General features: G+C 32.7%; 24 protein-coding genes and 4 tRNA genes. 17 read left to right on the forward strand and 11 right to left on the reverse strand.

The genetic code is table 11. The features are described 5' to 3' along the window. Positions 1-5: 5 nt before the first annotated feature. From ABD940_RS20280 to ABD940_RS20295, 4 genes are all read left to right on the forward strand, one after another. Positions 6-2,594 carry a DNA gyrase/topoisomerase IV subunit A gene (locus ABD940_RS20280; protein ID WP_345207929.1) on the forward strand — a complete coding sequence of 863 codons (2,589 nt, stop codon included), beginning with the start codon at positions 6-8 and terminating at the stop codon, positions 2,592-2,594. Positions 2,595-2,608: 14 nt separating this feature from the next. Continuing rightward, positions 2,609-3,250 (forward strand): rhomboid family intramembrane serine protease, encoded by a 642-nt coding sequence (locus ABD940_RS20285; RefSeq protein WP_345207931.1) that lies wholly within the window; start codon positions 2,609-2,611, stop codon positions 3,248-3,250. A gap of 28 nt (positions 3,251-3,278) precedes the next feature. Further along, positions 3,279-3,587, forward strand: coding sequence for a hypothetical protein (locus ABD940_RS20290; RefSeq protein WP_345207932.1), 309 nt, complete (start codon positions 3,279-3,281; stop codon positions 3,585-3,587). Positions 3,588-3,662: 75 nt separating this feature from the next. After that, a complete protein-coding gene (locus tag ABD940_RS20295) occupies positions 3,663-3,860 on the forward strand; it encodes a hypothetical protein (RefSeq protein ID WP_345207933.1) in 198 nt (65 codons plus the stop codon). Here ABD940_RS20295 and ABD940_RS20300 read toward each other — a convergent pair. Then, positions 3,857-4,153 carry a hypothetical protein gene (locus ABD940_RS20300; protein ID WP_345207934.1) on the reverse strand — a complete coding sequence of 99 codons (297 nt, stop codon included), beginning with the start codon at positions 4,151-4,153 and terminating at the stop codon, positions 3,857-3,859. The genes ABD940_RS20295 and ABD940_RS20300 overlap by 4 nt on opposite strands. Before the next feature lie 307 nt (positions 4,154-4,460). Between ABD940_RS20300 and ABD940_RS20305 the strand changes: the two genes are divergently transcribed. The 4 genes from ABD940_RS20305 to ABD940_RS20320 all read left to right on the forward strand — a co-directional run bounded on the left by ABD940_RS20305 (position 4,461) and on the right by ABD940_RS20320 (position 6,181). Beyond that, positions 4,461-4,733, forward strand: a complete 273-nt coding sequence (locus tag ABD940_RS20305) for a hypothetical protein (RefSeq protein WP_345207935.1) — start codon at positions 4,461-4,463, stop codon at positions 4,731-4,733. Between the two features lie 43 nt (positions 4,734-4,776). Beyond that, entirely contained in the window at positions 4,777-5,703 is a 927-nt protein-coding gene (locus ABD940_RS20310) for an IS1595 family transposase (RefSeq protein WP_345207937.1), read from the forward strand. After that, positions 5,694-5,939 carry a hypothetical protein gene (locus tag ABD940_RS20315; protein WP_345207939.1) on the forward strand — a complete coding sequence of 82 codons (246 nt, stop codon included), beginning with the start codon at positions 5,694-5,696 and terminating at the stop codon, positions 5,937-5,939. The genes ABD940_RS20310 and ABD940_RS20315 overlap by 10 nt, the downstream gene beginning before the upstream one ends. An 80-nt stretch (positions 5,940-6,019) precedes the next feature. After that, positions 6,020-6,181, forward strand: coding sequence for a hypothetical protein (locus ABD940_RS20320; protein WP_345207941.1), 162 nt, complete (start codon positions 6,020-6,022; stop codon positions 6,179-6,181). 212 nt (positions 6,182-6,393) lie between these two features. Here the strand turns inward: ABD940_RS20320 and ABD940_RS20325 are convergent, their stop codons facing one another. Next, a complete protein-coding gene (locus tag ABD940_RS20325; protein ID WP_345207943.1) occupies positions 6,394-6,864 on the reverse strand; it encodes a hypothetical protein in 471 nt (156 codons plus the stop codon). Between the two features lie 61 nt (positions 6,865-6,925). Further along, a complete protein-coding gene (locus ABD940_RS20330; RefSeq protein WP_345207945.1) occupies positions 6,926-7,126 on the reverse strand; it encodes a TIGR04139 family peptide modification target in 201 nt (66 codons plus the stop codon). A 231-nt stretch (positions 7,127-7,357) separates the two neighbouring features. Here ABD940_RS20330 and ABD940_RS20335 point away from each other — a divergent pair, with 231 nt between their 5' ends. Next, positions 7,358-7,732: a helix-turn-helix domain-containing protein gene (locus ABD940_RS20335; RefSeq protein ID WP_345207947.1), complete on the forward strand. Its 375-nt coding sequence runs from the start codon at positions 7,358-7,360 to the stop codon at positions 7,730-7,732. A 207-nt stretch (positions 7,733-7,939) separates the two neighbouring features. On the opposite strand, the gene ABD940_RS20340 is transcribed toward ABD940_RS20335, so the two are convergent. The 5 genes from ABD940_RS20340 to ABD940_RS20360 form a co-directional block, all read right to left on the reverse strand. After that, positions 7,940-10,438: a pectate lyase family protein gene (locus tag ABD940_RS20340; RefSeq protein ID WP_345207949.1), complete on the reverse strand. Its 2,499-nt coding sequence runs from the start codon at positions 10,436-10,438 to the stop codon at positions 7,940-7,942. Positions 10,439-10,845: 407 nt separating this feature from the next. Further along, positions 10,846-11,697, reverse strand: coding sequence for a peptide chain release factor N(5)-glutamine methyltransferase (gene prmC, locus ABD940_RS20345; RefSeq protein ID WP_345207951.1), 852 nt, complete (start codon positions 11,695-11,697; stop codon positions 10,846-10,848). Then, the gene (gene yaaA / locus ABD940_RS20350) at positions 11,698-12,456 is read right to left on the reverse strand and encodes a peroxide stress protein YaaA (RefSeq protein WP_345207953.1); all 759 of its coding nucleotides are present in this window, start codon (positions 12,454-12,456) and stop codon (positions 11,698-11,700) included. 4 nt (positions 12,457-12,460) lie between these two features. Next, positions 12,461-13,162 (reverse strand): CPBP family intramembrane glutamic endopeptidase, encoded by a 702-nt coding sequence (locus tag ABD940_RS20355; RefSeq protein WP_345207955.1) that lies wholly within the window; start codon positions 13,160-13,162, stop codon positions 12,461-12,463. Between the two features lie 40 nt (positions 13,163-13,202). After that, on the reverse strand, positions 13,203-13,814 hold the full coding sequence (locus ABD940_RS20360) for an L-threonylcarbamoyladenylate synthase (protein ID WP_345207957.1): 612 nt from the start codon (positions 13,812-13,814) through the stop codon (positions 13,203-13,205). A 101-nt stretch (positions 13,815-13,915) separates the two neighbouring features. On the opposite strand from ABD940_RS20360, the gene ABD940_RS20365 reads away from it, so the two are divergent. From ABD940_RS20365 to ABD940_RS20385, 5 genes are all read left to right on the forward strand, one after another. Next, a tRNA-Met gene (locus tag ABD940_RS20365) sits at positions 13,916-13,988 on the forward strand. A 41-nt stretch (positions 13,989-14,029) separates the two neighbouring features. Further along, positions 14,030-14,102 (forward strand) — tRNA-Met (locus ABD940_RS20370). 39 nt (positions 14,103-14,141) lie between these two features. Then, positions 14,142-14,214 (forward strand) — tRNA-Met (locus ABD940_RS20375). 41 nt (positions 14,215-14,255) lie between these two features. After that, positions 14,256-14,328, forward strand: a tRNA-Met gene (locus tag ABD940_RS20380). A 131-nt stretch (positions 14,329-14,459) separates the two neighbouring features. Continuing rightward, entirely contained in the window at positions 14,460-14,870 is a 411-nt protein-coding gene (locus ABD940_RS20385; protein WP_345207959.1) for a hypothetical protein, read from the forward strand. A 17-nt stretch (positions 14,871-14,887) separates the two neighbouring features. On the opposite strand, the gene ABD940_RS20390 is transcribed toward ABD940_RS20385, so the two are convergent. From ABD940_RS20390 to ABD940_RS20400, 3 genes are all read right to left on the reverse strand, one after another. Next, complete coding sequence (locus tag ABD940_RS20390; RefSeq protein ID WP_345207961.1) at positions 14,888-15,130, reverse strand: hypervirulence associated TUDOR domain-containing protein; 243 nt, start codon at positions 15,128-15,130, stop codon at positions 14,888-14,890. A gap of 120 nt (positions 15,131-15,250) precedes the next feature. Next, positions 15,251-15,703, reverse strand: coding sequence for a carboxymuconolactone decarboxylase family protein (locus ABD940_RS20395; RefSeq protein WP_345207963.1), 453 nt, complete (start codon positions 15,701-15,703; stop codon positions 15,251-15,253). A 156-nt stretch (positions 15,704-15,859) separates the two neighbouring features. Further along, positions 15,860-16,441: a hypothetical protein gene (locus ABD940_RS20400; RefSeq protein ID WP_345207965.1), complete on the reverse strand. Its 582-nt coding sequence runs from the start codon at positions 16,439-16,441 to the stop codon at positions 15,860-15,862. Between the two features lie 539 nt (positions 16,442-16,980). Here ABD940_RS20400 and fucP point away from each other — a divergent pair. Genes fucP through ABD940_RS20415 form a run of 3 tightly spaced genes read left to right on the forward strand, consistent with a single transcriptional unit; the run spans position 16,981 to position 20,701 of the window. After that, entirely contained in the window at positions 16,981-18,249 is a 1,269-nt protein-coding gene (fucP, locus tag ABD940_RS20405; RefSeq protein ID WP_345207967.1) for an L-fucose:H+ symporter permease, read from the forward strand. 12 nt (positions 18,250-18,261) lie between these two features. Continuing rightward, a complete protein-coding gene (locus tag ABD940_RS20410) occupies positions 18,262-19,902 on the forward strand; it encodes a UxaA family hydrolase (RefSeq protein ID WP_345207968.1) in 1,641 nt (546 codons plus the stop codon). A gap of 34 nt (positions 19,903-19,936) precedes the next feature. Beyond that, positions 19,937-20,701, forward strand: a complete 765-nt coding sequence (locus ABD940_RS20415) for an SDR family NAD(P)-dependent oxidoreductase (RefSeq protein WP_345207970.1) — start codon at positions 19,937-19,939, stop codon at positions 20,699-20,701. The last annotated feature ends 2 nt before the right edge of the window (positions 20,702-20,703 follow it).

Below are 20,703 nucleotides of genomic sequence, written 5' to 3' on the forward strand. Positions count from 1 at the left end.
AATAAATGATGACAGAAGAATACTCGCATAATGATGGTGAGAGCTTAAAAAAAGTTTCAGGACTTTACAAAGACTGGTTTCTGGATTATGCTTCTTATGTAATTTTAGACAGGGCGATTCCGTCGGTTTTTGATGGCTTTAAGCCTGTTCAAAGACGAATCATGCATTCCATGCGTGAGCTGGAAGACGGACGTTACAACAAAGTTGCCAATATCGTAGGAAATACCATGAAATATCATCCTCACGGTGATGCTTCTATTACCGATGCGATGGTAGGAATCGGGCAGAGAGAACTTCTGATCGATACTCAGGGAAACTGGGGGAACATCTATACAGGTGATTCTGCAGCGGCAGCGAGATATATTGAAGCAAGATTAACTCCTTTTGCGCTCGAAGTTGTTTTTAATCCAAAAACTACAGAATGGGCAAAATCTTATGACGGCAGAAATAACGAACCTATCGATTTACCTGTAAAATTTCCATTGCTTTTGGCGCAGGGAGTTGAAGGAATCGGGGTTGGTTTATCTACAAAAATTCTTCCGCATAATTTTAATGAATTGATTAATGCTTCGGTTGCTCATTTAAAAGGTAAAAAGTTTGAATTATTTCCTGATTTTCTTACAGCAGGTTTCCTTGATGTTTCTGAATATAATGACGGTCACAGAGGTGGAAAAGTAAGAGCCAGAGCAAGAATCAATCAGGTTGATAAGCATACTTTGATGATCACTGAGCTTCCTTTTTCGAAAACAACGAGCGATCTTATTGATTCTGTCTTGAAAGCAAATGAAAAAGGAAAGATCAAAATCAAAAAAATTGAAGATAATACTTCTGATAAGGTTGAAATTCTGATTCATCTTCCTAATGATTCTTCACCGGATAAAACGATTGATGCTTTATATGCATTTACGGATTGTCAGGTTACAATTTCTCCAAATGCCTGCGTAATTGTTGGTGATAAACCAATGTTTCTGAATGTTTCTGAGATTTTAAGAAGAAATACAGATCACACCGTTTCTTTGCTCAAAAAAGAGCTTGAAATAGAACTTCATGAATTGCAGGAAAGCTGGCATTTTTCTTCTTTGGAAAGAATTTTTATTGAAAACAGAATTTACCACGATATTGAAGAAGTTGAAACTTGGGAAGAAGTTATCAAAACCATTGATGCAGGCTTAAAACCTCACACAGCGCATCTTTTGAGAGCTGTTACGGAAGAGGATATTTTAAAATTAACGGAAATCAGAATTAAGAGAATTTCGAGATTCGATTTAGATAAATTTAAAGAAAATATTGCTGCTCTTGAAGGGAAAATCGAGCAGGTAAAACATCATCTGGAAAATCTTATTCAGTATGCAATTGATTATTATTTGAATATTCAGAAAAAATACGGAAAAGACAGACAGAGAAAAACTGAACTTAGAATTTTTGATACCATCGATGCAACAAAAGTTGCGGTGGCGAATGAGAAATTTTACGCTAATTTCGAAGAAGGTTTTATTGGAACTTCCCTGAAAAAAGATCAATATCTGTTTGATTGTTCAGATATCGACGATATTATTACTTTCAGGAAAGACGGAAGTATGAAAGTAGTGAAAGTAGAAGCTAAAACTTTCATCGGAAAAGATATTCTTCATGTTGCAATTTTCAAAAAGAATGATAAGAGAACGGTTTACAACATGATCTACCGTGAAGGAAGAGACGGACCTTATTATATGAAACGTTTCTCTGTGACGGGTGTGACAAGAAATACAGACTATCCTTTAGCTTCAGACAAAAAATTCTCTGAAACTCTTTATTTTTCGGCTAATCCAAATGGTGAAGCGGAAACGGTGAGTGTACTTTTAAAACCAAACCCGAGAATCAGAAAGAATAAAATGGATATCGATTTCTCAGAATTAGCGATTAAAGGGCGTGATTCTAAAGGAAATTTAGTAACAAAATATTCGATAAAAAAAGTAGACCTGAAAGAAGAAGGAGTTTCTACTTTAGCTCCGAGAAAAATCTGGTTCGATGATACGGTAAGAAGACTGAATGCAGATGCAAGAGGAACTTTATTAGGCAACTTTAAAGGTGATGATAAAATACTGACCATCAATACAAACGGTGAAGCAAAGCTGGTTTCTTTTGATCTTGGAAACCGTTTTGATGATGAATATCTGGTTCTTGAAAAATGGCGACCGAATCAGCCTGTAACCTGTATTTATTTTGACGGAGAAAAAGATATTTACTTCATTAAGAGGTTCTTATTCGAAAATACACCGAATGTTCAGACGTTTATGCCATCGGAAAACTCGAAATCATTTATCGAAAATGTAATCGTTGCGAATGGTTCGACTGCCGAAATTATTTTCGCCAAAGATAAAGGTAAAGATCGCGATCCTGAAACTGTAAATATTGATGAATTTATAACAGTGAAAGGTATAAAAGCAATTGGAAACCAGTTTACTAAATTCAAAGTAAAATCAATAAACATCACAATTCCTGAACCGGAAGAAGAAGAAGCGGAAGTTTATGAAGATCCCGAACCAATGACCGGATTTGATGAAGACGGAACAATAGGCGATTTGTTTCAAAGTGATGAGAATACAGAAAATTAAATGTTGAAAAAATTATGAGTCCAATTGTTTTAATTATAATAGCTGTTACTTGTGTCGTTAGTTATATGGGACTGAATAACGCAAGTATATTTGAAAAATATAAATTTAGTGTATCTGCAATAAATAATAGAAAGGAATATTTCAGATTGATTACTTCCGCATTTCTTCATGCAGATTTTATGCATTTGTTCTTCAATATGCTGTCTTTATATCTTTTTCAGGGTGCAGTAATGATGTTTTTTGGGAATATAGGTTTTCTGATAATATATTTTGGATCGTTAATAATTGGAAATTTATTCAGTTTAATGATCTATAAAAATCAACCTTGGTATTCTGCGATTGGTGCTTCCGGCGCTGTTTCCGGAATTATTTTCGCTTCAATTGCGATGGCTCCGAATGAGATTAGCGTAAACTTTTTACCTGGATGGATCTTTGGAACGCTATATTTCGGATATTCAGTTTATATGATGCTGAATCCAAAACAATGGGATAACCTGGGACATTCTGCACATTTAGGAGGTGCTTTTTTCGGATTGGTTTATTCGATTGTAATGCATCCTCAATTGGCATTTCATAACATGTATTATTTGGGAGTAATGTCCCTTCCTTTGATTTATTTAGGATATCAGATTTTTGTCAAGAAAAAAATTAGATAGAATATATTTAAATAAAATATCAAAACCAATGAACGCATCAGAGTTAAACAATTTTATCGTTGTACTTATTTATGGTTCATTGGTTTTGTTGTCTTTACTAAAGCTTGCCAATCCATTAAAAGTCAATAAAAAAGCCAATCTTTGGTTTGGAATATTTCTCTTTTTGTGGTCGACTTTTTGGTTGGATGAAGTCTTGTTTTTAGTCACTGATTCTACGATAGCATTTCACTCATTATTTTTTGTGCGTTTTATTCAGTTTTTGACGCCGATCGTCTTTTATTTCAGTGTATTATTTGGTAATTATACGCCAGTTTACACCGAAGGTGTAAATCTTTAACGAAACAAACAATACAAAGACTGACTCAATCCGAGTCAGTCTTATTTTTTATTAATAATCTTAAAATTTAACAAAATGGAAAATCCAAAATTGACAAACAAAGAGTTGCTTGAAGAATTAAAAAGTAGAGGATTCTTCATTATTCCAACTGACCTTCATGAAAGAGAAGAAATAGACTCAATTACGGTTTCTGTTGAGGAACCTAAAAAAGACGTTTATACAACCTGGCAAAAAGATTGGAATAAGAAAAAAAGAGGTAATGGTAAAAATTAATTTTTTACTTTATCCAATCCTTCCCATCTAACAACAATTGCTTTAGTAACAACTATCCCAAATATTTTATTTGTTTTATTTGCTGCAATTTTTACTTTATCAATAATTATATTGTAATCATCAATTAATGCATTTTCGTAGTAATATTCAGCTGTTGGTAAATTAAACCATTCTTTAGTTAACTCATCTTGTATAGTTTTTGAGAAACCTTCCTTATACATAGAATCATGAAGAGTTTCGTAATCTTGATAATTAGCATTATGTAGTTCTACTCTTATAATGAATTTTGCCATAATTTAAAAGTTTTGCCTCTAAGATAAACAATAAAAGGCATAGTTTTTGTACCTTTGTAGCAAATTTTATCGATAAAAGGAAGCGTTAGCTTTTATTCTGTTAATCTGAAATCTGGAAAATTTCTCTAATACAATACAGAATAAACAGTGGACACTTGCACCTATATGGTGTGGGTTGTCTTGTTTATATTGTATTGGCAATCCAGAGCCACAGATTAATAAGCAAGAGTTTACAGACCCACACTTTCTTATTTTATAATTACAAATTTTCTACTTTGGGTTTGGGTAGGTTTTAAAAATCTATCTTATGAAAAATTTATTATTAATCAGTTCATTATCAGTAATTTTATTAAGCTGTGAAGCAACAGCAAAAGCAACACACGGGGCAACAGAAAGTAAACTAATCAAAATCGTATCAGTTGAGCAAGGTTGCCCCGTTGAAAACATCAAAATCATAGATAAGGGAAGAGGCTCTTATGCACTTGATGTTTGTGGTAAACGAATGGTGTATAGACAGGCTGGAAGTACCTTTATGGAGTCTTCTAAAATGCAAGTTATAATGAACGGAGCAGGAAACTAGAATATCATAAAGAGTAAAAACTTACCACCAATAAATATTAATCATGTTCAACGTAAACATAAAATCAGTTTTTGAACTTACTCAAATATTTTCTACCGAACAGGCTTGTATAGACTATTTGGAAGTTATGAAATGGAGTAATGCGCCCGTAAGTCCCTTTGATGAAACTTCAAAAGTTTATAAATGTAAAAATAACCAGTATAGATGTAAGAATACTGGCAAATACTTCAATGTCAAAACAGGAACTATGTTCGAGAACTCAAAAATAAGTCTTCGTAAATGGTTCATGGCTATTTGGCTTGTTACTTCTCATAAGAAAGGTATCAGCTCTATACAGTTAGGGAAAGATATTGGAGTAAGACAGTCAACAGCTTGGTTTATGCTTCAAAGAATCAGAGCTTGTTTTGGTATTGAGAATTGCAATGAGTTAGAGGGAGTTGTTGAATGTGATGAAACTTTTATTGGTGGTAAAAATAAGAATAGGCACAAAGATAAGAAGGTCAAAAACTCTCAGGGACGTAGTTTTAAGGATAAAACACCAGTAATGGGGATGCTTCAAAGAGATGGGAAAATGAATGCTTTTGTTGTACCTGATACAAAGAAAAACAGTATTCAGCCATTAGTTTGCAGATATGTAAATCCAGAAACCACAACCTTGATTTCCGATGAATGGTTAGGATATACAGGTTTAGATAAATACTATGACCATAAAATCATAGACCATTCCAAAAAAGAGTATGTAAGTTTGCAGGATAATAACATACACACAAACAACATCGAAGGCAGTTGGAACATTCTCAAAAAGAGTGTTTCAGGGATGTATAATCATGTTTCAAGAAAGCATCTTCAAAAGTATGTTGATGAATTTGTGTATAGATTTAACCTGAGAAAGGTCACAGACCAAGAAAAATTCAGATATTTGTTGTCAAATTCAAATGTCCGAACTAAGTATAAAGAATTATGTCAATAAGTGAAGAGCTTAAACAAGAACAAGTGAGACACACTATTATAGATGGTGAAGAGTATTTCTACGTGGATGATATTAAAGACAAATTCGGTTACTTAATACTGGATATAAATAAAGTAATCTACAAAGATAAAATACCACTAATCAAAACAGAGTTTATACAGAAACTATCAAAGTTTGACCAATTCATGAAACAAACTTTGATTTTTAAACCTAAGAAAAAAGACAAAGAGAACTAATTTAGTTCTCTTTGTCTTTATATATGTGACAAATGAGATTTCTCAATTCTGACTAAAAAATAATCAAAACTTTAAATATTATGGAAAACAAACCTAAACAAGAGCCTCTTTCAGATATTCATGAATCAGCTCTAAAAATAGCAAAAATACTAAATGGAAAAAGCCTTTTTGAAAACAAAAAGATTTTAGAAAAAATCAATGAAATATTAGAAGGTTCATCAATTCTGACTTTCAGAAACTAATTTTTCAACTTCGTCAACACTTAATCTTGTAAGTATAATAGTATCTTTATCTAAATATATTCTTGTAAAAATCTCATTTAAATCAATTTCAGTTTGTAGTAATCCATATTGAGGTCTATGAATATATTTTATCTGTGAAACATTAATTTGAAATGTATCACTACTAAAATCTTTAATAAAAATAAATCCTTTCATGAGATTAAAGATACTAATTATTTTCTTATTAGGTTTGTGTAAACTGGCGTATAATTACCTAAATTTTTTTTCCATTTTACAATTTCATTTTTTATTTGTAAACTATCAATTCCATACTTTTTATAAAGATCAAATAAATCTTTATATTCTTCACCATATGGAGCAACTAAAGGAATTAATTTGTAAAGAGTTTTTTTGCCTCCAAAATTTTTCTGATATTTATCTGAAAGCACAATATATGTTTTAAATTCGTCTATCCGTTCTTGATTTCTTGGAGGATATTTGTTAAAAAGTTTTTTATACTCTTTAATAACTTTAATTGTATCCTTTTTAAATCTGTAGATACTATCAATTTCATTTACCTTATTATAATAAGTGATATAATTTAATTCTTTCGTTCTACAAGAAGTAAGATTAAAAAGAATTGATAGAACTACATATACAACGTATAATGTTTTCTTTTGTTTAAGTATTGCTGATTTCATCATGTACTATAAGATAATATTATAGAATATAAACAAGGGAGAAATACTCCCTTGTAATTTCTTCTTAACAACCAACTATTAAAGTGTTTGCAAGTTTATGATCTTTCCATGTTTCCTTATCAGGACAATTTCCTTGATTTGTATTTACATAATTAATTGCTGTAGTACCGCTTTCCATTAAACCTCCTTGAATAGATTTAAGATCGTTTAATTTTTTGTTTTCCAATGAAGAAAAATTTTTCTTCATACCGACTAATTTTTTCATTTTGTTAATTTTTGTAGATTAAAATTTAATTTTGTCATACAATCCCTGACGTGGGAATTTTAAGCCTATATTTGCATCGTGCACATACAAATACTGTCGTAGGCTATCAACGTTGATTGAGTCAAAACTAAAAATAAAAATCCAATAGTGGGGAATTAAAATTTGCAATTTTTTTGCATTTTTTTTGCAAAATATGTACACATTTTGCATATTTGTACAAAACAAATAATAATGATGGTTCAAGAAAAATTAAAAAGTCTTAGAAAAGAAAAAGGTATATCTCAAGAAAACATGGCAAAGATATTAGGTACAGATACTTCAAACTATTCACGCAAAGAACGTGGAGAAGTAAGAATTTTTGATGATGAATGGGAAAAGTTGGCAAAAACATTAGAAGTTCCTATAGACGAAATTAAAGTTGAAAATGCAAAGATTTCTTTTCAATATGATAATTCAACTTTTCAAGATCATGCAGGAAGTAATATTAATTATTCTAATATTCCAGATTTCTTCATAGAAACTCAAAAAAAATACATCGATAAACTGGAAAAGGAAATAGAAGGGTTAAGAAAAGAAAATGAAACGCTAAGATTAAAAATAAAATAATCAGCAATTAATTTATTTCCTTCTAAAAATAAATCTGTCATTCTCAGATCAACCTTATTTAAAAGATCTTCAGAAAATTCAAAAATTTAGAAATTCAATATCAAACAGCAAATGTTATAGACTTTGCTGTTTTGTTTTTTTTAAGAAAACAAAAAACCGCCCCAAAATTGAGACGGTAAAACAAAATGTTTAGAGATCTAATTTTATTTACTTTTTAATGATTTTCTGATTAATAATTTCTTTGTCAGTTTTAATCTGAACGAAATAAATTCCGCTGATAAGTTCGCTTATATTAATATTTTTATTGTTCCCTCTGATTGTTTTTATGATTTCACCTGCATTATTAATGATGTTTACCAATTCAATCGTGTCAGAAGTTGAAATATTGAAAGATGTTTCAACCGGATTTGGGTAAATCTTTAATTTTTCTGAAACTTTGCTTTCATTAGTCGCTAAAACTGTCGAAGATGCATATTGAGTTTTAATATAGAAAAGATTCGCCACACTCCCTTTTGTGATAGAATGTGAACCAGCCGTTACATTTGGAACCGTCACCACACCTGAAGAAGCTGTGTAAGAAACATTATCAACTTTAATTGTTCCCCCGAAAGTAGGATCAAATACAAGCGTCAGTGAAGATGGGGCAGAAGTTGTATAAGTGATTCCTGTTGCAGATTCTATTTTTAATCTTTTAGTTAAAGTCAAACCTTCAAAAGTTGCCGTTCCATCTGTAGAATTGATATTTGCCGAAGTAAATGTGTAAAATGAACTGGCTAAATTCGATGTTGTGAAATTATGAATTTCATTTCCCTGAGGATTCGTTCCTGTAGCTGTCACCGAAATACTTCCTGTTCCCGAAACCGGAGTTCCTGAAGAACCAACTGTAGTTACCGTAAAATCTACATCCGCTGTCGGAGTTCCTGAAACTGTAATTGTTTTTGCCGTTGTATTTTTAACAAAAGTGATTCCTGAAGCCGGAAGTCCTGTCACAGTTGCATCAGTTGCCGTTCCGCCCCAAGTGAAAACCATCGGTGCCATCGAATTTCCTGTAACTACGGTTTGATCGTTATTTGAAGCAATCAACAATGTCTGAGAACTTGCCGGAGCTGCAGTTTCTCCCTGTATTGAAACTAATGATGAAGCATAATTTTGTAAAACAGCCATTAATCCTGTATTTACCGCATCAGAAGTATCATCAACTGAATTATTGAAAGCCCAGTTAATATCTCCACCGGAAACTCTTCCCGAATATTGAGTTACATTATCTTTCGCAGCCGTTGGCGAATCAGGAACTACAGCATTCACGTACAACGACGTATCTGTATCAAAATTATTATACGTTCCGTTTCCTTGTAAAGCTTTAATATTGGTTCCTAAAACTTCATTCCTTGCGGAAGCAACATAAGCATCAAAATGACTTGCAGCTGTTGAAGAATTATACGGAATAAAAGCATTTTGCCCGATCATATAGTTGTTAAAAGCTTTTACAACACCGCCATTTTCCCCTGAAAAAGTTCCTGTTGCTCCATTTGCTACATCTGTTCCCTGTTTTGAGGTAAGGATCGGATACTTTGCATTTCTGAAATAATTTCCTTCCACAAAAACCGATGATCCCATCGTAGAACCTACGCCATATTTAGAATTTCCGTCGTAATAATTGTTATAAACATGCGCTGAATAATATCTTACTCTCGGATGTCTGGAATCTGAATGATCGAACCAATTGTGATGATAAGTGATATATAATCCTGCAGTTGTTCCTTCGCTTAAACCCAAAAGACAGCTTTTTCCATTATCCCAAAAATGATTGTATGAAAAAGTAATATACGTTGATTTTTTTGCGTCCAAAGCGCCGTCACCTTTCACCTGATCCGCATCACTTCCCGGTTTTCCATAAAAAAGATCGCAGTTATGTGCCCAAATATAACTGTTGTCCTGTTGCAGACTTAAATTATCTCCTTCTGCAGCATCAGTTAACATAAAACCAAGATTTCGGACTTCAATATTCGTTGCATTTTTAATTCTGATTCCCCAACCGTTAATTAAAGCGTCCGAACCAACACCTTCAAGCGTGATCGAACTTGCAGCAATACTTTTGTTTTCTACAACCGCATCTCCGTTCAATAAATAACTTGGATCTGTAATATTTCCGATAAATCTGATGTCTAAAGGTCGTGTGTCATTTCCTTTTTTAAAACCATCCAGAATAGTCTGCAAACCGACACATGGATTGACTGTAGCACCTGTAACATTCATGGAAACGGTGTTTTTATTATTTTGAGTAATATATAAAACTACCGCATTGGGTTTAAGAGTTCCATCCAGATTGTAAGCACCCGGAATTCTTCCGTTGCTGTGTGCAAAACCATTTCTGTCATGCGGAAGAACTGTCACTGAACTTGAAACAGTCGCAGTACCATCAATATTATTCGTTACGGGAACAACTTTTATGGTATAATTTCCAGGACTTAAACCCAAAATATCTGCACGAAAGTAAGTTCCGTAATTCCTTATTAATTGATTGTCAATGATTTTATCTGTAAAACCACCACCTGTATAGTAAACTTTATAGCTGTCGGCTCCGGTTACGGGAGTCCATTTTATGTAAGCTGTTTCCAACCATCCGGTTGCCTGTGTAATCGTAGCTTGTGCATTCAGCAAAATACAGCCAAAGACAAGCACAAAAAAAGAAAGAACTTTTTTCATGATTAATAATTTTTTAATTAGTTTAAAATTAATTCAATAATGTGTAATCGATTACACACAAATATATATAAATATTTGATTTAAATCATTTCGTTGTGAAATTAGTTTAAAAAAACAGTGAAAACTCTTTATTATAAAGAGTTTATGGAAATTCATTGAAAATATGTTAATCGTATAACCTAAATGTAAATGACTGATTTTAATTTCCCAAATAATCAATATGAGAGTTAAAAAGTTGTTTAATTACGAAAAATTTAATGAGAATTGAATGTAATTTTAAATTTTAGAGAATAATTACAGTTTTGATCACAAATGGTATTCTATTCAAATAAGGTTATATTTGGATTTTGAAAATGCCGAATGAAAATATTTGTGGCTGATTTAATGAAGTTCGATTCCATTAAAAATTATTTTCTTCCGAAAATAAAACGGTCATTCTCTGATAAATCCTTTATTAATTGGGCTTCAGAAAAATCATTTATATATAATTCCAAAGTTTCAGAACCTAATTTCTGATTGATTTCTAAAAAAAGTAATCCATTTTCATTTAAATATTTTTTAGAATCCTCAGCAATTTTTCTGTAAAAAATCAATGCATCAGAAGTAGGAGAGAAGAGCGCCATTGTTGGTTCAAATCCTTTTACCGAATTTTCAATTTCCTGTTCTTCTTCGATTCCGATGTAAGGCGGATTTGAAATAATGATGTCAAAGTTTTGTTTTAAATCAAAATTCAGATAATCAGCCTGAATAAAATTAATTTCAAGCTGATGGAATTCCGCATTTTTTTTCGCGACTTCCAAAGCTTTTTCAGAAAAATCAATAGAAGTTATTTCAGCATTAGGAAAATGTTTTTTTAAAACTAAAGGAATAATCCCGCTTCCTGTTCCAATGTCGAGAATTTTTAATCTGTCAATTGTCAATGCTGAATTTTGAATCTTTTTAATCGCAAATTCTAGTAACTCTTCCGTTTCTGGGCGTGGAATCAATACATTTTCATTTAAAAAAAAAGTCATTCCGTAGAATTCTGTTTCGCCAAGAATATGTTGATAGGGTTTGTTGGTTTTTAATTCTGAAATAACTTCCAGTAATTTTTTTTCATCATCAATCAATAATTCCTGATCAGCAAATCTTCTTTGATGAAAAGAATCAAAGCCAACAATTTTTTCTACGAAAATGGAACTCAAAAAAGCACTTTCCGAATCTGTATACAGTCCGGAAAGTTCTGTTTTGAAATATTTTTTAAATTCTGAAATCGTCATTTATCTTGTGAAAATCAGTTTTGTATCTGTCGATTTTTCTTCATCAATTCTGTAACCTTCATAGTTGAAAGCTTTCACATCATCCAAAGTCTGAGCATTGGTTTCAGCGCAGAATCTTACCACTAAACCTCTTGCGTGTTTTGTGTAAACTACAATCGTCTTAAGTTTTCCTTCTTTTAATTCATAAAAATCAAAATCAATAACTTTATGATTCAATTTTTTGCGGTCGACAGCTTTAAAATATTCGTTACTTCCTAAATTTAAGAGAATTTCGTTCTTTTTCATTTCAGAATTTAGCTGTTCCGTGATTCTTTCTCTCCAAAATTCATATAGATTCTTGTATTCATCGAACTGGAAGGGTCTTCCCATTTCCAGTCTGTAAAGCATTACTTTATCGGAAGGTTTCAACAAACCGTACAATCCTGAAAGCATTCTGTAATTCTTTTGTAAATAATCTACCGCATTTTTGTCTAAAGTTTTGGCATCCAGTCCTCTGTAAACTTCACCTGTAAAAGCAAACATTGCCGGAGCAGATTCTTTTACTGTTGGTTTTGCTTTCCATTTTTGGTTTCTTTCCCAGTTTTCATCAGCCAGTTTTGGCGAAATTTCCATTAATTCGGAAAGATATTTTGGAGATTTTTCTTTTAAATAAGAGTGTATAAATTCTGCCTGTTCAATGAATTTCGGAGTGGTAGATTTCAACAGATCCGTTGAATTTTCTGTGTTCATTAATTTAGCAGGAGACGTTACTATTTTCATAATATTAAAATGCAGATAAATGTTTGATATCAATAAGGTTCATTACTATGAGTGATACGAAATCATACATGAAATGACAGATAATCAATATCTTAATGTTTGAATAAAGTTTATAAAACAGCGCAAAAACGACACCGATAAAGAAAGGTACGAGAACCTGACCAATCGTTCCGTAAGTGCTGTGAAGGATTCCAAAAAGAATAGCAGAAATAAAGATTCCAAAGTATTGATTATTGTAAATCCTTTCAATTCTCGCTTGGACATAACCACGCATGAGAAGTTCTTCAACAACACCTGCCGTTAAGCATGTAAAGATAATTAATAAATAATTGTTTTTAAAAATAGACGAAAGCTGAGTCATTTTTTCACTGAACTTTTCGTGAGTTAAAATTTTGACTAAGACATTTAAAAAACTTCCTCCAATTAAACAGATAAAATACAGACATATTACCGCTGTAAAGTAAAAGGTAATTGGATATTTTTTGTCTTTCCAAAGTAAAAAAGATTGTTTTTCAATGAAAAAACTATAAAGAAATGTGATGATTAAAACCAACCAAATAGCAATTCTGGAATAGAAAAATTTCTCAGCCGTAATATTTGTAGTTCCTATTATTTCATTAATAAAAGGAAAAACATACAACATTACCAAAGCCAAAAGCACAAAAGTGAGCAGAATTCCTAAAGAATATTTTCCGTTCAGACTCATAAAATCAACGTAAAATTTTAATTATTGTTTACAGTTGAAATTAAATATCACCTTTTCCCTGTCTGATTACTTCAGGTTCTCCGGAAGTAAGATCAACGATAGTAGAAGCGACATTATCTCCATATCCGGAATCAATGACGATATCCACCAAATGGTCGTATTTTTCGGCAATCAATTCAGGATCTGTAGAATATTCCAGAACTTCATCATCATCTTTAATGGAAGTAGAAGCGATCGGATGTCCTAATTTTTCAACGATCAGTTGCGGAATCGGATGATCCGGAACACGAATACCGATAGTTTTATGACCTTTATAAGCTAAAGGGACACTTTTGTTGGCATCAAGAATGAAAGTAAAAGGACCGGGAAGATGGCTTTTCAAAAATCTGAAGATTGATGTATCAATAGGTCTTGTAAAGTCCGAAAGGTGGCTTAAATCATTGCAGATAATAGAGAATTGAGCCTTTTCCAGTTTGATTTTTTTGATCTGAGCCAGCTTCTCCATAGCTTTAATATCAAAAATATTACAGCCTAATGCATAAACTGTATCGGAAGGATAGATAATAAGTCCGCCATTATTCAGGGTTTTAATAACCTCATTGATAAGGTTTTCCTGAGGGTTGTCCGGGTAAATTTTTAATATTTTTGCCATAGTTCAAAGATACGAATATTAAAATAGTTTTCATAAAAGTCCTTTATTTAAAAGAAAAATTAGGATTATTAAAAAAAAGTCGTACATTTGCAATCCAATATCGCGGGATGGAGCAGTAGGTAGCTCGTCGGGCTCATAACCCGAAGGTCATCGGTTCGAGTCCGGTTCCCGCTACTAATTAAACGTTTTTGTCGGTAACGTTTTAAAAAATATACCGCGGGATGGAGCAGTAGGTAGCTCGTCGGGCTCATAACCCGAAGGTCATCGGTTCGAGTCCGGTTCCCGCTACTAAGCTAAGTGTTTTCGGTAAACACTCTAAAAATACACCGCGGGATGGAGCAGTAGGTAGCTCGTCGGGCTCATAACCCGAAGGTCATCGGTTCGAGTCCGGTTCCCGCTACTAATTAAACGTTTTTGTCGGTAACGTTTTAAAAAATATACCGCGGGATGGAGCAGTAGGTAGCTCGTCGGGCTCATAACCCGAAGGTCATCGGTTCGAGTCCGGTTCCCGCTACTATTTTAAAGAGTATTACAATTTTTGTGATACTCTTTTTTATTTCTCTATATCGTGAATTAAATGTATTATTTTTTAATGGCTTAATTTATGTAGATATACTTTATATAACACCATTAAATCATAATAGTATGTACAAGAAAATTCTCGCAGGACTAGGCGGAGCAATTGCGCTTAATCTCTTGCATGAAACCATCAGGAAAAATTTTGACAATGTTCCACAAATTAATAAAGTGGGAGAAGAAGCTTTAAACAAAGCATTGGATAAAGTTGACGCTAAGATTACAGATCATGATCAGTTGTATGCTGCAACACTCGCGGGAGATGTAATAAGTAACGGAATGTATTATGCTGCAACTGCGACAACCAATTTCAATATCGTTTCAGGAGTTGCGATGGGATTGGGAGCGATAGTGTTACCTGAGAAAATGGGACTGGATGATGATCCTGTTGCAGGAACCACCGAAAAGAAAGTAATGACTGTTGCTTATTATTTGTTTGGAGCTATTGTCACAAAATTTATTTATGATAAAATAAAATAATCATAATTTTTAACGGATTACTTTTTGCCACAATTATCTGTGGCAATTTTTTTTAACATCTTTTTCAAAGCAGAAGCTTTATGAACGGCAGTTTTCCCTGTTTTTTCACTCATCACTTCATATTGAGGATTTTCTTCTGAAGCACGGCGTTGTCTATTCATGAAAATAAAATCTTTTGTATGGATTTTTGTAATGATTCCATGAGTTTCTCCATTACTGAATCTCCATTTTACCATATCTCCTTTTTTTAATGTGCTCATTTTATTGATTTTAAATTTTATAAACATCTATTATGCCATTATTTAAACATCAATATGAAAAGAGAACCATAATATAATATGATTCTCTTTTATTAAATCGATTTTAAATTTCGTAATATTTTATCCGAACATTCCTACCTGATAATCTCCCGGAATCTGTTGGAAAGCGATGTTGAACCTATTCCAGATATTAATAGTATTTACAACTAAGGTTAAATCAATAATTTCCTCTTCCGAAAATTGGATTTTTGTATTTTCATAAACTTCATCGGAAACATGAAGACTATTTACAGCTTCCGCATATTCCAAAGCCGCTCTTTCCCTGTCTGTGAAATAAGGAGTTTCTTTCCAGGCGCTCAATCCGTAAAGACGTTGCTCTGTTTCTCCCATTGCACGAAGTTCTTTTGAATGCATATCAAGACAGTAAGCACATTGGTTGATCTGTGAGATCCTGAAATTGATCAATTCCATTAGTTGTCTGTCGATTGAAGAATGTTTTAAATACTGAACAATTCCAAAGATTGGAGTTATTGCTTTTTTTCCTTTTTCGAATAGATTAATTCTTGGTGTCATAAGATTTTATTTTTTCTTGTTTCTATCTTAATGACAATCGGATTTTTGTTTTTGGACAAATTGAATTGATTTTTTTTGAAAAATTATCATATTAATTTAAACATAAAAAAATCCCACTTAAAAAAGCGGGATTTAATATCATTTAATTAAAATAAATTATTGAGCCAATTGATTGTAAGGCGTAAGAGCATTATCATCAGCCATTGTCTGACCAAGAAAATCCTTTTTCTGATTTCCTTTCATTCTGTTTGCTGCATCACTTCCGTTGAAATAAGATTCGCTAAGTTTTGTAGTGATTTCAGAAGGGTTGAATTCAAATTTCGTGTCACCTTCTACACCTAGATATCCGTTCTTTCTTGTAAGATTTGTGATATAGTTGTTGTAGTTGATTAAAGTACCTCTAAACATTGAAGTATGATATTCCATACATTTTTTAGCCTTCTTAGAAGAGTTGTTCAGAATACAGTTATTCATATTTCCTCTGTAAAGACGCCATTCCAGTTCCACTTTTCCGTATTCTCTTGATAAAGCAGTTTTACCGTTAGACAGAATATTCGGATCACCTTCCTTTTCACTGATTTCCTGCAAATGTTTGATAACTAGAGGAACTGTATTTTGGATTTTAGTTTTAGCTTCACCTACTGCACTGAAATCCGCTGCCGGAGTACCTTTCTTTTGAGCTGTAGTAATGTTAAAAATAAGTAGTAATAGTACAATTAATAAATTATATCTTTTCATGAGAAATTTTTAAAGCACTAAAATAAATATAATTTCTCGGTTTAAACAAATTCATTTTAATTTTATTTAATAAATTTTAACAAATCTATAATATAAATTCTTCATTATTGTATAAATGACGTTTTTAGACTCTTTATGTAGACAGTTTTTTTATAAAATTTCATAATAACAATGAAAATTCATGTTCATAATTTAAGTTCATTTTTTTAATTACACCAATCTAAATACAAAAACACTTTTGCAATTTCCTTTTTTATAGAAAATGTTTTTAGAAATATTATTAAAATATTAATTAAGAAATATGACTTATAAAATCCAATAACAATAATTTCCAGATTTAAAGAATAATTGTACTGTCTTGTACTATCCTGCACGCTTAATTTTTTTTATATAAAATTTTCATATTTTTAAAAAATCATAAAAATGTTTAAATATTGAAGAATAATTTGGATGTATGATGTTTAAAATTACATTAAGCAATCGATTAACTTTTAAATTAAGCTAAAAATTAAACAGTAACTTATTAAATAGCCGGATCAATGAATAATACCCACACCGAAAATGTGTCAAAAAAAAAGAATTATGGTCTGCCACTTATTCTTATTACAAGTTTATTTTTCTTTTGGGGATTTATCCATAATCTTGATCCGATCTTGATTAAACACTTGAGAAGTGCCTTCCAACTGAATCATTTTCAGGCTTCCTTGGTCGACTCATCTGTTTTTGCAGCCTATTTTTTACTGGCAATTCCTGCCGGAATGATTATTCAGAAGTATGGTTACAAAACCGGAATTTTAGTAGGTTTATTCTTTTTTGCAGTAGGTTGTTTTCTTTTTGTTCCTGCTGCCAATACAATTAGTTATCCTTTCTTTCTCGGTGCCCTCTTTGTTTTATCTTGCGGACTTGCCATTTTAGAAACTGCTGCCAATCCTTACATAACTGTTTTGGGCGAACCTGAAAAGGCAACCCAAAGATTAAACTTTGCACAGTCTTTTAATGGATTAGCGGCTTCTGTTGCTCCAATTATCGGCGGAATTTTTATTTTGGGGGAAGAACCGAAGTCACAGAAAGAGCTTGCCACACTTAGTGAAGCAGCAAAATTAACCTACATTCACGCAGAAACATCACTGGTAAAAGGTCCTTATATAATTTTAGGATTAGTTCTTCTTCTGGTAATGATTTTATTTTTATTCATCAAATTACCGGAAGTAACCGAAAGTAAAGAAAAATCAACAAAGAATTTTCTTCAGGTTTTAGGCGTAAAAAATGTCGGATGGGGAGTTTTAGCTCAGTTTTTTTATATCGGAGCGCAAATTTATGTTTTCAGCTTTCTTTTGATTTTTGCTGAAGATGCTATTAATATGAAAGGTCAGGAGGCAAAATATTATGCCGGAGTTGCGGGATTATTGTTTATGATAGGGCGTTTTGCGGGAACTTTTTTTATGAAATATATTTCACCACAGAAATTACTGAGAATTTACAGTATGATCAGTATTGTTCTCAGTATCTGGGTTATTGTAGGAACAGGAATTTCAACGTTGTATGCGCTTGTTGCATTAACGTTTTTTATGTCGATCATGTTTCCAACGATTTTCGCTTTGGGAATTGAGGGAGCCGGTTCTGAAACAAAACCAGCTTCCAGTTTATTAATTATGTCGATTGTCGGAGGTGCAATAATACCACCAATTGCAAGTAAAATAACAGATTTTTCAGGAAATATTCATTTATCATATGTTGTTCCTTTGCTCTGTTTTATCATTGTATTTCTTTTTTCATTACGATTCAGAAATAAAAAATCCTCTTTGTAATTAAATCTAAAAATGAGCAATTTAATTTTAAAAATAAATAATAAAGACAATGTTTTGGTTGCTTTGCAGAACATTCCGGCAGAAGCCGAAATCATTTTCGAAGGAGCTACTTACACTACTTTAGAAGCAATCCCGGCTAAACATAAATTCTTTATGAATGACATGAAGCAGGGTGACGAAATATTTATGTACGGCGTTTTGGTAGGTAAAGTTCAATACGATTTGGGAGCTGGAACACGGATGACGACGGAAAACACAAAACATGCTGCCGAACCCTACTATTACCGAGATATTGATTATCATTGGACAAAACCCGATGTATCAAGATTTTTACATAAGACTTTTAAAGGATATCATCGTTCCAATGGCGATGTCGGAACGGCAAATTACTGGCTTTTTATTCCGACTGTTTTTTGTGAAAATCGTAATCTTGATATTATTAAAGAATCCTTATATAATGAATTAGGATATTCCGTAGATGCAAAATATAAAAGCTACACTCATCAACTGGTGGAAGCGATTTCCAAAGGAGAAAACATTGATGATCTTGATTTTTCTCCCTCCAATATTCCTTCAAAAGAAAGAGTTTTTAAAAACGTAGATGGCATTAAATTTTTGAATCACACCGGTGGTTGTGGCGGAACAAGGCAGGATTCAGATACACTCAGCAAACTTCTGGCATCTTACGCAGACCATCCCAATGTTGCAGGAGTAACATTGCTAAGTTTGGGTTGTCAACATCTTCAAATCGATAATTTTAAAAGAGATTTATACAACCGAAATCCTGATTTTGATAAACCTCTGCTTGTTTTTGAACAACAAAAAGCTGTAAGTGAAGAAACGATGATTAAAAATGCGATTTTCGAGACTTTGAAGGGACTTTTGGAAATCAATAAGATAGAACGTGAAGATGCACCGCTAAGCAAACTTTGTGTAGGTGTAAAATGTGGAGGAAGCGATGGTTTCAGCGGAATTTCAGCAAACCCTGCAGTTGGGCATCTTGCAGACATTCTTTCTGTTTTGGGAGCTAAAGTTTTATTAGCAGAATTTCCTGAATTGTGTGGTGCAGAACAGGATTTAATCGACCGATCTGTAGATAAAGAAACAGCTGAAAAATTCATCAAACTGATGACAGAATATGATGAACTCGCTCATGCAGTAGGTTCTGGATTTTACATGAATCCATCACCCGGAAATATTAAGGATGGATTAATTACTGACGCCATAAAATCTGCAGGTGCTGCGAAAAAAGGAGGTTCTTCGCCTGTCGTTGATGTTTTAGATTATACAGAACCAGCAACAAAACCAGGATTGAGCTTAGTTTGTACACCGGGAAATGATGTCGAAGCAACAACAGGAAAAGCCGCTTCGGGTGCTACTTTAATTTTATTCACAACCGGTCTTGGAACTCCGACAGGAAATCCAGTTTGTCCGGTCATTAAAATATCTACTAATACAGCTTTAGCAACGAAAATGTCTGATATTATCGATATCGATACAGGTGCTGTTGTTCGAGGTGAGAAAACCATTCAGGAAATGGGTGAAGATATTTTGGATTTCTGCATCGAAGTAGCCAGTGGAAACATTATTCCTAAAGCTGTTGTTTTAAATCAAGATGATTTTATCCCTTGGAAAAGAGGGGTTAGTCTTTAAAAAGTTAATTTTTTAATCTTTAATTAAATAAAAAATGTTTTCATTAAAAAATAAAAAAGCAGTTGTAACAGGAGGAGGAAGCGGAATAGGACAAGCCATTGCAGTTCAGCTTGCAGCTAATGGTGCAGAAGTTCATATTCTAGAAATCACAGAACAAAACGGACAGGAAACTCTTGAAAAAATTCAATCTTCCGGAGGAAATGCGAAAGTTTATGCCTGTGATGTTTCAAAACAGAAGGATGTTTTGGAAGTTTTCGAAAAAATTGGCGCAATCAATATTCTTGTCAATAATGCCGGAATTGCCCACATCGGAAAAGCAGATACGACTTCAGAAGAAGATTTTGACAGAATTTATAATGTCAATATTAAAGGAGTTTATAATTGCTTATTTGCCGGTATTCCGCAGATTAGAAAATCAGATGGCGGTGTGATCATTAATATGGCCTCTATTGCTGCATTGGTCGGAATTCCTGACCGTTTTGCTTACAGTACAGCAAAAGGTGCTGTAAAAGCAATGACCATGAGCGTTGCCAAAGATTATATCAATGAAAACATCCGTTGTAATTCTATTTCTCCAGCACGAGTTCATACACCTTTTGTAGATGGATTTTTACAGAAAAATTATCCTGATAATATTGAAGAAATGTTTGAAAAATTATCCAAAACCCAACCGATTGGGAGAATGGCTCAACCTGAGGAAGTTGCTTCTTTAGCCTTGTATTTATGCAGTGATGAAGCGTCATTCATTACAGGTGTAGATTATCCTATTGATGGTGGTTTTACGACTTTGAACAATTAAAA

It is taken from the genome of Chryseobacterium ginsengisoli (assembly GCF_039542325.1).
GTDB classification, from domain to species: domain Bacteria; phylum Bacteroidota; class Bacteroidia; order Flavobacteriales; family Weeksellaceae; genus Chryseobacterium; species Chryseobacterium ginsengisoli.

What these genes read in the sequence shown, in the direction of transcription:
- ABD940_RS20390 (WP_345207961.1), bottom strand. Translation starts at nt 15,130, where the DNA reads ATGAGCACATTAAAAAAAGGAGATATGGTAAAATGGAGATTCAGTAAT.
- ABD940_RS20295 (WP_345207933.1), top strand. Translation starts at nt 3,663, where the DNA reads ATGGAAAATCCAAAATTGACAAACAAAGAGTTGCTTGAAGAATTAAAA.
- ABD940_RS20310 (WP_345207937.1), top strand. Translation starts at nt 4,777, where the DNA reads ATGTTCAACGTAAACATAAAATCAGTTTTTGAACTTACTCAAATATTT.
- ABD940_RS20340 (WP_345207949.1), bottom strand. Translation starts at nt 10,438, where the DNA reads ATGAAAAAAGTTCTTTCTTTTTTTGTGCTTGTCTTTGGCTGTATTTTG.
- ABD940_RS20325 (WP_345207943.1), bottom strand. Translation starts at nt 6,864, where the DNA reads ATGATGAAATCAGCAATACTTAAACAAAAGAAAACATTATACGTTGTA.
- ABD940_RS20395 (WP_345207963.1), bottom strand. Translation starts at nt 15,703, where the DNA reads ATGACACCAAGAATTAATCTATTCGAAAAAGGAAAAAAAGCAATAACT.
- ABD940_RS20360 (WP_345207957.1), bottom strand. Translation starts at nt 13,814, where the DNA reads ATGGCAAAAATATTAAAAATTTACCCGGACAACCCTCAGGAAAACCTT.
- ABD940_RS20335 (WP_345207947.1), top strand. Translation starts at nt 7,358, where the DNA reads ATGATGGTTCAAGAAAAATTAAAAAGTCTTAGAAAAGAAAAAGGTATA.
- ABD940_RS20410 (WP_345207968.1), top strand. Translation starts at nt 18,262, where the DNA reads ATGAGCAATTTAATTTTAAAAATAAATAATAAAGACAATGTTTTGGTT.
- yaaA (WP_345207953.1), bottom strand. Translation starts at nt 12,456, where the DNA reads ATGAAAATAGTAACGTCTCCTGCTAAATTAATGAACACAGAAAATTCA.
- ABD940_RS20385 (WP_345207959.1), top strand. Translation starts at nt 14,460, where the DNA reads ATGTACAAGAAAATTCTCGCAGGACTAGGCGGAGCAATTGCGCTTAAT.
- ABD940_RS20290 (WP_345207932.1), top strand. Translation starts at nt 3,279, where the DNA reads ATGAACGCATCAGAGTTAAACAATTTTATCGTTGTACTTATTTATGGT.
- fucP (WP_345207967.1), top strand. Translation starts at nt 16,981, where the DNA reads ATGAATAATACCCACACCGAAAATGTGTCAAAAAAAAAGAATTATGGT.
- ABD940_RS20305 (WP_345207935.1), top strand. Translation starts at nt 4,461, where the DNA reads ATGAAAAATTTATTATTAATCAGTTCATTATCAGTAATTTTATTAAGC.
- ABD940_RS20320 (WP_345207941.1), top strand. Translation starts at nt 6,020, where the DNA reads ATGGAAAACAAACCTAAACAAGAGCCTCTTTCAGATATTCATGAATCA.
- ABD940_RS20280 (WP_345207929.1), top strand. Translation starts at nt 6, where the DNA reads ATGATGACAGAAGAATACTCGCATAATGATGGTGAGAGCTTAAAAAAA.
- ABD940_RS20355 (WP_345207955.1), bottom strand. Translation starts at nt 13,162, where the DNA reads ATGAGTCTGAACGGAAAATATTCTTTAGGAATTCTGCTCACTTTTGTG.
- ABD940_RS20330 (WP_345207945.1), bottom strand. Translation starts at nt 7,126, where the DNA reads ATGAAAAAATTAGTCGGTATGAAGAAAAATTTTTCTTCATTGGAAAAC.
- ABD940_RS20415 (WP_345207970.1), top strand. Translation starts at nt 19,937, where the DNA reads ATGTTTTCATTAAAAAATAAAAAAGCAGTTGTAACAGGAGGAGGAAGC.
- prmC (WP_345207951.1), bottom strand. Translation starts at nt 11,697, where the DNA reads ATGACGATTTCAGAATTTAAAAAATATTTCAAAACAGAACTTTCCGGA.
- ABD940_RS20300 (WP_345207934.1), bottom strand. Translation starts at nt 4,153, where the DNA reads ATGGCAAAATTCATTATAAGAGTAGAACTACATAATGCTAATTATCAA.
- ABD940_RS20285 (WP_345207931.1), top strand. Translation starts at nt 2,609, where the DNA reads ATGAGTCCAATTGTTTTAATTATAATAGCTGTTACTTGTGTCGTTAGT.
- ABD940_RS20400 (WP_345207965.1), bottom strand. Translation starts at nt 16,441, where the DNA reads ATGAAAAGATATAATTTATTAATTGTACTATTACTACTTATTTTTAAC.
- ABD940_RS20315 (WP_345207939.1), top strand. Translation starts at nt 5,694, where the DNA reads ATGTCAATAAGTGAAGAGCTTAAACAAGAACAAGTGAGACACACTATT.